This is a genomic window from Micromonospora sp. NPDC005237, assembly GCF_040607775.1.
Lineage (GTDB): Bacteria > Actinomycetota > Actinomycetes > Mycobacteriales > Micromonosporaceae > Micromonospora.
Genome location: NZ_JBEXHJ010000006.1, coordinates 108,128 through 120,889, shown reverse-complemented (window position 1 = coordinate 120,889; position 12,762 = coordinate 108,128). Strand labels below are relative to the sequence as shown.

Here is a 12,762-nt window from a genome sequence, read left to right as displayed (position 1 = left end):
GGGACGGTGGCTGCTGCGGTCGATCGTGGACGGACGGGTCGGACCTGACATCGTTGTCATCGGACGTGCGTGACAAGCGAGGGCAGAACCGTGGATGTTGGGCAGATGCTTCCGCGCGACCACGGCCCTGTCAATGGGTTGACCGGAAGGAAACACGCCGGCCCTGGGCGTCCGGGGTGGACGCCCAGGGCCGGCGGCGCTCAGCGACCGCCTGCGGCCAGCTCGGCCAGCATCCCCTCGCAACTGCGGACCACGACCTCGGCGCCCCGGCGCTGGGCCAGCGGGAGCGAAGGATCCTCGGCCCGGTCCCGCCACCGCCACTGGGCGTCGGCGGCGACCTCCCAGAGCCGCTGCACTGTCGCCTCGTGCTCCACACCGAGCCGCGCGGCCAGACCAACCCCCTCACCGCCCACCAGCCGCTGCGCCTCGGCCGCCAACTCGGCGTCGAAACCGAGACGGGCGTTGCGCAGCGCCACCAGCAGGCGCAGCTCCCGGAACTCGTGCGCACCCGCCAGGATCTGCTCGATGGCGCCGACCAATTCGTCGGCCCCGCGCACCGGCTCGGCCCGCACCAGGGCCTCCACCGCGGCCAGTGCCGAGCGCGCCTTGAGCGTGTCGCGACGATCGACGAAACAGCGGGTCATCGACTCCCGCAGCTCGGTGAGCCCACTGCGCCGGATCAGCTCGGCCGACAACGTCACCCGGGTGTCGAACCCGCCGCGCACCAGGGTCGTCGCGAGCCGGATCCCGAAAAGCCCGAACCGATCCAGCAGACCGGCGCGCACCTCGGAGTCCAGGTGCACCGGAAGCTCGCCCCGGACGAAGCGGTCGGCGGAGAGCAGGTGGGCCTCCAGCTCGGCGCGGGACGCCCGGGCCAGCGCCGCGAGCGCGGCGAAGTCGGACTCGCTCAGCATCCGGCCCGCGAGGCCGATCGCCCCGCTGCACGCCACCACGTTCACGGCCAGCGCGCCCACCCGGGGATCCCGGTGGTGCCGTCGGGCCAGCTGACGGGCGGTGAGCAGCCCGTCGATCCGGCCGCCGCCCACCTCGTCCGCCCGGGACAACACCATGATCACGTTCACCGGGGCGGCCTGCCCGACGACACTGTCCCGAGCGGACTCCAACACGCGCAGATCACTGTCGCGACCGTCGCGGGTCAGGAACAGCACCGCGTCCGAGTCCCGCAGAACGCGATCCAGCACCGGCGCGTGGCCCTGCTCGTCGACCGTCGCGAGGGCCGGGGTGTCGATCAGCGTCACCTGCCGCAACGCCCGTGTCGGCCACCGCACGACGATGTCGCGCACCTCCCCGACCCGCCAGCCGAGATCCACCCGCATCCCGGTGGCCGACTTGACCACCGTCAGCTCCTGGGGAGGCTGGTCCACCGGGTAGGCGGTGGCGTGCGGCGAAGCGCCGTCCTCGTACCAGGTGAAGACGCCGTCCGCGCCCTCGACCGGCGCGACCTCCTCCCCCATCAACGCGTTGAGCACCGTCGACTTGCCGGCCCGCCAGGGGCCGGACACCGCGATCCGCAGCGGCTGCTCCAACCGCGCCACCTGGTGCCGCAACCGCCCGACGGCCCGCGCGTCGTGCTGGTAGACGTCCATGGCCTGGTGCAGCAGCCCCCACGCCGCCTCGTCCAACCGCACCCCGACCGTCATGCCCGGGGCTCCAGCAGCACCGGGGTGGACCGGGCGCCGGTCAACTGCTGGGACTGCTCGTAGAGCGCGGCCAGGCGGGTCATCTTCAGCCGGATCTCCCGTTGCCGCTGCTCGCGCACTGCGACATCGGTGTCGGCCTCCTGCTTCGCGCTGCGGAACGACTGCACGATGGCCTCCTGCAACTCCTCGGTCAGCCCCGTGAAGTGATCGCGCAGCATCCGCTGCACCTGGCGGGTGGCGTCGCGGCAGTCCCGAACCATCCGGACGAAGAACTCGTCGACATGCCGCTGGATGGCCGTCTTGACGGTCGCCTGGCGGCGGCGCAGCAACTGCTTGCCCTCGTCGCGGATGCTCTTGCCGCCGAAGAGCGCGCCGATGCCTACCGAGACCGGGTTGATCATCGGCATTCCGGCCAGGGTCGTCGCGAGGCCGAACATCAGCATGCCGCCGTACGAGCCCTTCATGCCGGTGAACAACTTCTGGCCGGTGGTGAACTTGTCGATCCTCGGTCGCTCCAGGTCCGGCAGCCGGTCGCCGAGATCCGCCGGCATCGTCATCGACCAGGGCGGCAGCACGTCGTAGCCGTACCGGTTGAAGTTGGCCGCCACCCGACGGGCGATCCAGTCGCAGCGCTGGATCAGCCACTCGTGGTTGGCTTCCGCGGCCTCGACGAGACTGCGCTCCAGCCACTCGGCGAAGGTGTCCCAGGCGACGAGGGGGTCCGCCGCGTCGAACGCCTCGTCCACGGCCCGCAGGATCTGGCGGGTGCGGTCGCGCAGGTCGTACTCGATGTCGGAGAGCAGGTCGGCCATCTCGTCGGCGAGCGTGTTCTGCCACCGAGTGGAGCAGCGGCGCAGCTCGTCGACCTCCCGCTGGGCGGCGTGCAGCCGGGAGATCGGCCCGGACTGCTCCTCGGCCTCCTGCGTCGCCAGCTCGGCGCGCAGCGGCGCGGCCAGTTGCTCCACCACCGTACGGGCCACCGCCTGCACCGACGCCCGCGCCAGGTGATCGGCCTTGCCGGTCAGGTCCCGTTGCAGGCGGGCGATCAGCGCCGGAAAGCCGGACTCGGCGTTGAGACCGCGATCGTCGGTCGTCGCCGCGCGCAGCCGCAGGGTCGCCGACACCGGAATCAGCGGCGCCGCGACACCGGCGTCGGCGAGGTGCTGCCGGTTGCGCTCGGCCACCGCACGCCAGTCCGCCACGAGATCGGTCTTGCTCTGCACCACCACCACGTTCGGCTGCGAGCGCGTGACGTGCAGCAGCATGTCCAGCTCGGCGACCGAGAGTTCCCGGGTCGAGTCCGAGACCAGCAGCACGGCGTCGGCGCGGGTGGAGGCGGCGACCTCCGCGGCCCCACCGAGCGCCGCGACCTGGTCGGTGCCGGGAGTGTCCACCAGCACCAGTCCGGCGGCGAGCAACGCGCGGGGCAACCCGATCTCGACGTACGCCGGACCGCCGCCCGGCCGCCGCCCGAGCGTGCCGGACACCCCGGCCGCGATCTGGTCGAGCGCCAAGGGGGTCCGCTCGACGAGCGTCGCGGCCGGGGCGCCCGCGGCGCCGGTGGGCCGTCCCGACACCGGCGGCGCCTGGACCACGGCCGCGGAGGCGGCCTCGGCGTGCTGCACCACGGTCGGCAGGACGGTGGTACGCCCGTCACCGACCGGGCAGGCCGGCGCGTTGATGATCGCGTTGATGAGCTGACTCTTGCCCTGGTTCGGCTCGCCGACGACCAGGACGCGCAGCTTCGGGTCCAGCAGTTGGGCACGCTTCTGTCGGACCGTCTGAAGCAGGTCGCCGCGACCGTGTGTGTTGCACGTCCGGGCGATCTCGTCCAGTACGTCCAACCAGATCCCCGCCATCACCGCACCAAGTGTGCGGATTTCGGCTCAATTATCAAGAGGGACCGGAAAGGAAACCGGAGAGAGCCGGGCCGCCCGAGGCGACCCGGCCTCCCGCTTCCGACGGGAATCCCCGTCAGAGCAGACCGCCGGTGATGCCCAGCAGCCCGTGGTCCGACGAGGCGGGCCCCCCGTCGTGCAGGTCCCCGGTCACACCGTCGGTGACCCCTCCGGTCACGTCACCGACCGTGCCGGTGACACCGGGGAGGAGACTGTCCACGTGGTGCGTGACGCCGCCCACCACGGACGGGACGTCGACCGGCGGCACCACACCGCCGACGGCGCCGTGCCCGAGGCCCAGGCCACCCAGGGTGTCGTGGACACCGAGGGAGCCGACGATGCCGTCGACCTGACCGTGCACGCCGGAGAGGACACCGCCGGTCACGTCGCCGCCGAGCACCGGGTCGGTGACGCCGAGTACACCGGTCGGGTCCCCGACGGTGCCGGTCACGCCGCCCAGCACCGGGTCGGCGATGCCGTCGACCGGCTGCACCACGTCCGCGTCGAGGGTGTGCGCCACGTCGGCCACGCCGGTCAGGTCGGTGTCGAGGCCGCTCGGGCCGACGCCCAGGCCGAGACCCGGAAGCACGGTCACCCCGGCGGCGACGGTCGTCGGGTCCACGGCGATGGCGCCGAGCACTCCGGCCTTGACGTCCACCCCGGCGGGCGAGCTGGTGATGCTGATCTGCTGCGCCACGCTCTGCAGCTGGCCGACCACGTCGGTGGCGTCGGTCACCAGCGGGTCGAACCCGAGCTGCCCGACGGCCGGAACCATCGGCGCGAGGCCCTGTCCCGGCGCGTAGTCGACCACGAGCGGCACCACGTCCTGCACGTCGGCGGCGGTGATGTCACTGAGCCCTGCGGAGTGCAGCGCGCCCTCCGGGTCGAGGTCGAAGGCCGACCGCGCGTCGGGGTTGGTCAGCAGGTCGAGCACGAAGTCGTGGAGGGTCTGTTGCGAGTCCATGTGCCGGTTCTCCTCGGATTGGCGTCGGCGACCGTCGTTCGTCGACAGTGACGTTATTGCGGGGGCCGATCCCGGACATCGGGGCTCGGCCCGCATCCGATCCGGCCGCGTTAGGGCCTTGATCGGCTCCACCGTTAGGGGGACTGGGGGAAACCGTCCCGGGCAGATTAGGGTCCCGACCGGGGAGCGATCTCTGGTACGAACGTAGGAGCCCGCGGGTTTCGCCGGGGGTGGGTCGCCGGGCAGCGCCGACGCCATCGCCACCAGCCGGCCAACTCGCGGAAAGAGAAGAGACGGATGCCGTACGTCCTGGGGATCGACATCGGAAGCACCAACACCGCCGCCGCCGTCGCACGGCGCGACGGCCGGACCTGGACGCGCCCGGAGGCTGTTCCGCTCAACGCCGGCTCGCCCCTCGTACCGTCGGTGCTGCACCTGGCCGAGGACGGCGCCCTGCACATCGGCGGGCCCGTCACCGACGACGGCAGCCGCACCACCAGGGACTTCGTCCGCCGCATCGGCGACGACGTGCCCCTGCTGCTGGGCGGCGAGCCGTGCGCGCCGCAGACGCTCACCGCGGAACTGGCCGCGTGGGTGGTGGAGCAGGTGCACGCCGCGGAGGGCGGCCCGGCCGAGGCGGTCGTGCTCAGCCACCCGGCGGCCTGGCGGCCGTACCGGCGGGAGCTGCTGCACCGGGCGCTCGTCGAACTCGGTCTGCGCACCGTCACGCTGCTGCCGCGTACGGTCACGGTCGCCGAGAGCCACGCGGCCCGCGGATTCGCGGGCACCACGGCCGCCGTCTACGCGTTGGGCGGCGCCAGTTTCGAGGCGGCCCTGGTGCGGCGCACCCCGCGCGGCACCTACGAGAGCTTCGGCACCCCGCAGGGTCTCGACCCGATCGGCGGCGCCGACTTCGACGAACTGCTGGCCAGCCACGTACGCACCGTGCTGTCGCGGGAGCTGGCCGCCACCGGCCGTCGGGAGCACCACGCCGCCCTGCGCGGGCTGCCGGCCGAGTGCGACCGGGTCAAGCGGGCGCTGACCGTCGAGCTGGCCGCCGACGTGGTGCTGAGCCTGCCGACCGGCCCGGCGCGGATACCGGTGACCCGCGCGCAGTTCGAGGCCATGATCCGCCCGACCGTGCAGGCCACAGTGGACCTCCTGCTGCGCACCGTGCACGGCGCCGGCCTGACTCCGACGCAGCTCGACGGCGTCCTGCTGGCCGGCGGCTCGGCCCGCATCCCGCTGGTCACCGAGCTGATCACCGCGGCGCTTCCGGTCCCGGTCGAGGTGGAGCCGGACGCGCAGCTGACCGCCGCCATCGGGGCGGCGAGCGCGGCCTGCCAGGTGGTGTCACCCCGCCCCCGGCACCCCACTCCGGTCCGCGATCCGGCACCGGTCGCCGGCTCCGGCCGGGCCACCATCCCGGCCCTGCGACGACCCCGGGACCACGCCACCGATCCGGGCGAGCCGCCACCCCGCCCTCCGGTCCGGATCCTCCCCCTCGACCTGCCGAAGGCGTCCCGCCTGGCACTGACGCTCAGCCGGGGACGCGAAGGATGACCACAATGATCATGAATGACGTCGTCGAGTCCCGACTGGTGCTCGGCAGAGCACCCCGGGCCCTGCTAAACCGGGTCGCCGACGATCCGACCGGCCCGCTCCTGGTCGGGCTGGCCGGCCCCGCCGGTCACGGCAAGACCGCGCTGCTCGCCGAGCTGACGCGCAGCCAGCAACGGGCCGGGGTCACCGTGCGGACGGGCGTCCCGCAGCCGGGCGATCCCGTCGACCCGGCCGAGCTGCTGCTGGTCGACGACGCGCACCTGCTCGACGACGAGCGGATCGGCGTGCTGCTGGGCCTGGTCGCCACCCGGCGACACCGACTGGTCGTCGCCCACCGGCCCTGGCCCCGGTCGGCGGTCCTCTCCGAGCTGACCGACGCGCTGCGCCGCGAAGGGCAGGCCGTGCTGCTCGGCCCGTACGCTCGGGAGCAGACCGCGGCCCACCTCGCCGCCGCCGCGCCCGAGCTGGCCCACCGTGGCGACCTGGTCGACTTCGTGCACACGCAGACCGGTGGCGTCCCCCGCGACGTCGAGCGGCTGACCCGTGGCCTGCGCACAGTCCCGGGCCTGACCGGCGCCCCGGCCGAACCACCCCGGTCCGTCGTCCTCGAATTCGCACCGGAGCTGGAGGTCCAGCCCACCGCCGTACGACGGCTGCTGCTCGCGGTCGCGGCCGGCGTACCGCTGCCGGTGACCATGCTCGGCCCGCTGCTCGACCAGGAGCCGGAGGCGGTCGACGAGCTGATCGCCACGACCCGGGCGGCCGGGCTGATCGGCGCCGACGGCCGGCTCACGCCGATCGTCCGGCGGGCCGTCACCACGCTCAGCCCGGCCACCGAGCGCAGCGCGGTCTGGCGTCGCCTCACCGAGTTGCAGCTCGCCCGGGGCGGCCCGGTGCTGCCGCTGGTGCGCTCGCTGCTCGCGGTGGGCGTGCTCGGCGACTGCCCGGCCCCGACGCTGGCCGCGGCGGCGCAGGAGGCGCTGGCCGACGAGCCGGCCTTCGCCGCCGACCTGTTCGCCGCCGCCACCGCGGCCGGGCACCCGACGAGCGCCCGGCAGGCTCTCGCCGCCGCGCTCGCCGGCAACCTCGACGACGCGCTGCGCCTGGCGGACCGGCTGCTGGCCGCCACCGATCCGACGGACCGCGCCGAGGCGGCCGTGGTGGCCGCGACCGCTCTGGCGCACCGCGGCCACACCGGCCGCAGCGTTGAGCTGTACCGGTGGTCGGGCAGCGCCTCGTCGCTGGCGTACGCCACCGTCGGCGGGCTCGCCACCGGCGATCTGACCGCCGCCGGGCCGCCGGTGGACGGGTCGGCCGTCGAACCGCCCACCCTGCACGCCAGCGCCGCCCGGCTGATGGCCCAGGGCGTACGCGAGAGCGTCACCGGCACGCCGAGCGCGGCGCTCTCCGCCCTCGTCCAGGCCGCCGCGCTGCTGGAGCCGGACGGCCGGGCGGCGCTCCTGCCGGACAGTCCCGCCGCGCTGGCCGCCCTGACCGCCGTGCACTCCGGCGAGCTGGACATCGCCGAGCAGGTGCTGCACCGGGCGCAGGCGGCCGGAGTCGGCGGTCCGCTGATGGCCCGCCGGCACCGGCTGTTGCAGGCCTGGATCCTCATGGTCCGGGGCCAGACGCTCGCGGCGGCCGAACGCCTCGCCACGGTGACCGCCGACGAGCGGCCGTTGGAGTCCCGTGACCTGCTCTTCGCCGCCGCGCTGCGGATGGGCATCGGCCGGCGCACCAGCGACCTCGGTGCGCTCAAGCGGGGGTGGGGCCAGGCCCTGGAGGCGGTGGTCCGCCATCCCGTCGACCTGTTCACGCTGCTGCCGCTGGGCGAACTGGCCATCGCGGGCGCACGGCTGGGCGACGTGGCCCGGTTGGCGCCGTACCTGCGGGAGGGCCGGGCGCTGCTCGACCGGCTCGGCGCCCCGACACTGTGGAGCGTCCCGCTGCACTGGAGCGGGTTGCACGCGGCCATCCTGAGCGGCGAGCCGGCGGCCGCCGACGACCACGTCACCGCCCTGCTGGCCGCCGCGGACCACAGCCGCTACGCCGCCGTGGTCGCCGCGGCCGCCGAGAGCTGGGTCGAGGTGCTGCGGGGCGTGGTCGACCCGGTGCGGGTGGAGGCCGCCGCCCGTGGCCTGCACGACACCGGACTGTGCTGGGACGGCGCGCGCCTCGCCGGGCAGGCCGCGATCCGCACCTCCGACCGGCGGGCGATGACCACCCTGCTCGAGTGCGCCCGGGTGCTGCAGGGCCGGCCGGCCGCCGCCACCGGTGGGCCGCGACCGGCCGCCGGCGAGAGCACCACCCCGGCGGCGGGCGCCATCGCCGCCCCCACCCAGCAGGGGCTCAGCGACCGGGAGCACGAGGTGGCCGAGTTGGTGCTGGCCGGACTGACCTACCGGGAGATCGGTGATCGGCTCTTCATCTCGGCGAAGACCGTGGAGCACCACGTGGCCCGCATGCGCAACCGGCTGAACTGCGCCAACCGTGCGGAGCTGCTGGCGCTGCTGCGGACCGTCGTCGCCGACCGGGCCAGCGACGCCGCCGGGCAGCCCTGGCCGCAGCGGTCGGCGCGATGAGCCGGAAGCGCCACGGGTCACCGCGGACCGGACGGAGCGCGACGTGACGCGCACCCTCGAACGGCGACTGCGGGTCCGGCTCGTCGCCGCGGCGGCGGTGCTGCTCACGCTCTGGTCGTACGCGGCCTACCTGACCGGTCAGGACGCGGTCGACCTGCTGCGGGTGCGGACCCTGGCCGACACCCTGGGCCAGCCCATCGACCGGCTGATCCTCGGCCTGCAGACCGAGCGCCGGGTGACCGCCGAGTCGCTGGCCGGGTCGGCGCCGGCGCGGACCGCGCTGGCCGGCGCCCGCGAGGTGACCGACCGGGCGGCGGCGGACGTCCGGGCGTTTCCGACCGGCCGCGATCTGCGCCTGCTCAGCGCCGGGGCGGTACGCGACCGGGCCGAGGCGCTCGTCCGGCGGTTGAACGGGCTGGGCGCCGTCCGGTCCCAGGTGGACGCCGGGTACCTCGACCGCACCGGGGCGATCGACCGGTACGACCAACTCGTCGACGCCGCCTTCGACGTGTACGGACCGGAGTGGGGCGCGTACGAGAGCAGGCTGGCGGTCGAGACCCGCGCGGTGATCGCGCTGGCCCGCGCCCGCGAGCTGCTCGCCCGGGAGGACACCCTGGTCAGCGCGGCCGTCCTGAGCGGTCGGATCAACGCCGAGGAGCGGCGCCGGCTTGTCGAGCTGGTGACCACCCAGCGGTACGCCCGCGCCGAGGCGGCGGCCGGCCTGCCGGCCGGCGGCCGGGGCGCGCACCAGCGTCTCGCGGCGGGCCCGGAGTTCGCGGGTCTGCTCGCCGTGGAGGACGCGCTGCTGCGGACGGACCGGGTCGACGCGCTGCGCGGGATCAGCGCGGCGGACTGGCGGGCGGCGGCGGACGCCGCGCTCGGCGCTCTGCACGAGCTGGTGACGACCACCGCCCGCGGGAGCGTCGAACGGGCCACGCCGGGCGCCGCGGTGATCGTCGGGCGGACCGGCGCGGTGGTGGGGCTCGGGCTGATCGCCGTGCTGGCGGTGCTGCTCGGCTGGGCCGCCACCGTGCGCCGCCTGACCGACGAGCGGGCCCCCTCGGGCACCGACCCGAGCCGGCCCGAGCCGGTCCCGGCCCCACCCGCCGACGACCAGCCGCCCGCCGGCCAGACCGGCAGCGGTCAGGCCGGCAGCCGGCCGGTCGAGGACCGTCGCGTCGGGGATCTGTTCCTGCGGGTCACCCGGCGCAACCAGGTCCTGCTCCGCGATCAGCTCGACCTGCTGGACGCGATGCAGCGGCGGGAGCACAGCGCCGAGGAGGCCGACGAGCTGTTCCAGCTCGACCACCTCACCACCCGGATCCGCCGCAACGTGGAGAAGGTGATCACCCTCGCCGGCGCGACCCCGGCCCGCCGCTGGCGGCGCCCGGTCCCCCTGCTCGACGTCACGCGCGGCGCGGTCGCCGAGGTGCCGGAGTACCACCGCGTCCTGGTCGCGCCGCACTGGCCGTGGTCGCTCGCCGGGCCGGCCGTCACGGACGTCGTACACCTGCTGGCCGAGCTGATCGAGAACGCCCTGGCCTACTCGGCCCCGGACACCACCGTCCGGATCGCTGGTGAGCACCGGCCGCACGGCTGCGCGGTCGTGGTGGTCGACGACGGTCCCGGCCTCGACGCGACAGCGCTGAGCGAGGCCAACCACCTGCTCACGAACCCGCCGACCCACCCGCCCGCCGACGCCACGGGGTTGCACACCGTCGCCCTGCTGGCCGCCCGCTGCGGTGCCCGGGTCACGTTGCGGCCCAGCCGGCGCGGCGGGACGGCCGCGATCGTGCACCTGCCGGCGCAACTGGTCACGGTGACCGGCGCACCTGCCGTGGCGGTCCCCGGCCCCGCGCGCCGGTCGGGTCACAGCGGGCCCAACGCGCCCGACGCGGGCCGGGCGGGCGGTGCCGGCGAGTTGCCGATGCGGGTCCGCCAGTCCCGGGCCGCCGGGCCCGAATCCGGGCCGACCGGGCCCGAACCCGGCAGCACCGGCCCCGACACCGTCGAGCTGCCGGTCACGAGAGCAACGAGGAGACATCGATGACGCATGCAGTGGTCACCGCGGACAGCCTGACCGACGCGCTGGACCGTCTGGTCGACCGGGTACGCGGGGCGGAGTTCGCCGTCGTGCTCTCCCCGGACGGGCTCCCGCTCGGCGGTTCCCGACGGGTGGAGCCGAAGCTGGCCGAACAGATCTCCGGCGTGGTCGCCGGTCTGCTGGCGTTGGGGCTGGCCGCCACCCGGACCTGCGACGCGGGCGGGCTGCGCCAGATCGTCGTGCAGATGTCGCGGGCGTTCCTGTTCGTCGCCACCATTCCGAACGGGACGATCCTCACCGTCCGGATCGCCGGCGACGAGACCGAGGTGGGTGACATGGCGTACGAGGTCGCGCTCTTCGTGGGGCAGGCCGAACGGCACCTGCCGATCACCCTGGGCCCGGCCTCCGCGGCGAGAAGCGGGGACTCTGGTGCACAGCGCCGGCTCCGCTGACGAGGCGTGGTACGACGACGACGCCGGCCCGGTGGCCCGTCCGTACACGATGACCGGTGGGCGCACCGCACCCGAGCGGGGCCGCTTCGACCTCATCTCGCTGGTCGTCGCGCGGCGGCCGGCCACACCGCCCACGGCACTCTTCCCCGAACAGGCGCGGATCGTCGAGCTGTGTCACCATCCAGTGTCGGTGGCCGAGGTCAGCGCCGAGCTGGATCTGCCCCTGGGCACCGTCCGGGTCCTCCTCGGTGACCTGCTCGGAGCGGGTCTGGTCGAGACGCACGAACCACCGACGCTGTCGGAGCTGCCGTCGCAGGAGCTGCTCGAGTCGATACTTGTCGGGTTGCGCGCCCTGTGACGGCCGGGTGCCACCGCGACCCAGCGGTCGCGGGTTGGCGTCCGGGAATGAAGTGAAGGGGAGAGGCAGTGCCGGCAACACCGCCGCAGCCACGGCGTACTGTGGCGATCATTCTGCTGGACCGGATCGTGGCCGCCGCCGCAGCCGTACGGCGGGTGGTCACCGGCCGGGGCGAGGTGTCACGGGCCACCTGGATCGCCGTGCTCGCGGCGCTCGGTGTGGTGGTGGCGACGGTGATCTCCATCATCGGTGTGGTGCGCACGCCGGAGCAGTTGGCGCCGGTGACCCTCGATCCGCCCCCGTCGGTGGACCAGTTGGGCACCCCCGGGGCCGGTACACCCCGGGGGCAGGCGAAGCCGGCGGCCAGCAGCCCGCCCACGTCCGCGCCGCCGTCGGTCAGCGCGGTCCCGCCGCCTGTCGAGCCGCCGACCAGCGCGCCGGCCGCGCCCCCCTCGTCGGCGTCGCCGACCCCGGCCGCTCTCGGCGCCGACTTCGCCATCGAGGACCAGGCCCTGCTCAGCTACGGCGCCGCCGTGACCGTCAGCAATCCGAGGCCGGCTCCGGTGACGCAGTGGACGCTGGCCATCACGCTGCCCCGGGAGTCGCTGCGCGTCAGCGCGGTCCAGGGCGCGCGGGCCACGCAGGACGGCGCGGTGTGGACGTTCGTGCCGGACGGAAGCGTCGGGCAGGTGCCGGGCAGCGCCTCGGTCCGTGTGACGTTCCGGGTCAACGGCGCGGCGGTCGGCGCGACGCCCACGGCGTGCACGATCGACGGTGTCGCCTGCGGCGGGCTGCCGGACTGACGGCGGCCGGGCCCCCGGTGGCGCGCGTGGCTCATGCTGAAGGGGTGATTCGCTTCGTCCTGAACGTCCTGTGGCTCGTCTTCGGTGGTGGCCTCGTGCTGGCGATCGGCTACGGCTTCGCCGCGCTGGTCTGCTTCGTCCTGGTCATCACCATCCCGTTCGGCGTCGCCTCGTTGCGCCTCGCTGTCTACTCGTTGTGGCCCTTTGGTCGCACCCTGGTGCCCAAGCCGGGCGCGGGCGTCGGCTCCGGGCTGGCGAATGTGCTGTGGGTGGTGCTGGCAGGCTGGTGGCTCGCCCTGTCCCACATCCTCGCGGGCATCGCGCTCTGCGTCACCATCATCGGAATCCCCTTCGGCGTCGCCAACTTCAAGCTCGTCCCCGCGGCGTTCTGGCCGCTGGGCCGGGAGGTCGTGGACGCGCCGTGACCCGGTCCGGGC

Annotated in this window: 10 protein-coding genes; 7 read left to right on the top strand and 3 right to left on the bottom strand. The window is 74.6% G+C overall.

The window, feature by feature from the left end; genetic code table 11:
• Window positions 1-200 precede the first annotated feature (200 nt).
• From ABZT87_RS17800 to ABZT87_RS17790, 3 genes are all read right to left on the bottom strand, one after another.
• Entirely contained in the window at window positions 201-1,661 is a 1,461-nt protein-coding gene (locus tag ABZT87_RS17800; protein ID WP_355136662.1) for a GTP-binding protein, read from the bottom strand.
• Window positions 1,658-3,520, bottom strand: coding sequence for a dynamin family protein (locus ABZT87_RS17795; protein WP_355137113.1), 1,863 nt, complete (start codon window positions 3,518-3,520; stop codon window positions 1,658-1,660). Before ABZT87_RS17795 ends, ABZT87_RS17800 begins: the two co-directional genes overlap by 4 nt.
• Window positions 3,521-3,635: 115 nt before the next feature.
• Window positions 3,636-4,523 carry an IniB N-terminal domain-containing protein gene (locus ABZT87_RS17790; RefSeq protein ID WP_355136660.1) on the bottom strand — a complete coding sequence of 296 codons (888 nt, stop codon included), beginning with the start codon at window positions 4,521-4,523 and terminating at the stop codon, window positions 3,636-3,638.
• Window positions 4,524-4,820: 297 nt separating this feature from the next.
• Here ABZT87_RS17790 and ABZT87_RS17785 point away from each other — a divergent pair, with 297 nt between their 5' ends.
• The 7 genes from ABZT87_RS17785 to ABZT87_RS17755 all read left to right on the top strand — a co-directional run bounded on the left by ABZT87_RS17785 (window position 4,821) and on the right by ABZT87_RS17755 (window position 12,750).
• A complete protein-coding gene (locus tag ABZT87_RS17785) occupies window positions 4,821-6,086 on the top strand; it encodes an Hsp70 family protein (protein ID WP_355136658.1) in 1,266 nt (421 codons plus the stop codon).
• A gap of 5 nt (window positions 6,087-6,091) precedes the next feature.
• On the top strand, window positions 6,092-8,668 hold the full coding sequence (locus ABZT87_RS17780; RefSeq protein ID WP_355136656.1) for a LuxR C-terminal-related transcriptional regulator: 2,577 nt from the start codon (window positions 6,092-6,094) through the stop codon (window positions 8,666-8,668).
• Between the two features lie 43 nt (window positions 8,669-8,711).
• The gene (locus tag ABZT87_RS17775) at window positions 8,712-10,718 is read left to right on the top strand and encodes a nitrate- and nitrite sensing domain-containing protein (RefSeq protein WP_355136654.1); all 2,007 of its coding nucleotides are present in this window, start codon (window positions 8,712-8,714) and stop codon (window positions 10,716-10,718) included.
• Window positions 10,715-11,164, top strand: coding sequence for a roadblock/LC7 domain-containing protein (locus ABZT87_RS17770; RefSeq protein ID WP_355069227.1), 450 nt, complete (start codon window positions 10,715-10,717; stop codon window positions 11,162-11,164). Before ABZT87_RS17775 ends, ABZT87_RS17770 begins: the two co-directional genes overlap by 4 nt.
• A complete protein-coding gene (locus ABZT87_RS17765) occupies window positions 11,142-11,522 on the top strand; it encodes a DUF742 domain-containing protein (protein WP_355136652.1) in 381 nt (126 codons plus the stop codon). The genes ABZT87_RS17770 and ABZT87_RS17765 overlap by 23 nt, the downstream gene beginning before the upstream one ends.
• Window positions 11,523-11,623: 101 nt before the next feature.
• On the top strand, window positions 11,624-12,325 hold the full coding sequence (locus ABZT87_RS17760; RefSeq protein WP_355136650.1) for a cellulose binding domain-containing protein: 702 nt from the start codon (window positions 11,624-11,626) through the stop codon (window positions 12,323-12,325).
• A gap of 44 nt (window positions 12,326-12,369) precedes the next feature.
• Window positions 12,370-12,750, top strand: coding sequence for a YccF domain-containing protein (locus tag ABZT87_RS17755; protein WP_354863332.1), 381 nt, complete (start codon window positions 12,370-12,372; stop codon window positions 12,748-12,750).
• Window positions 12,751-12,762 lie beyond the last annotated feature (12 nt).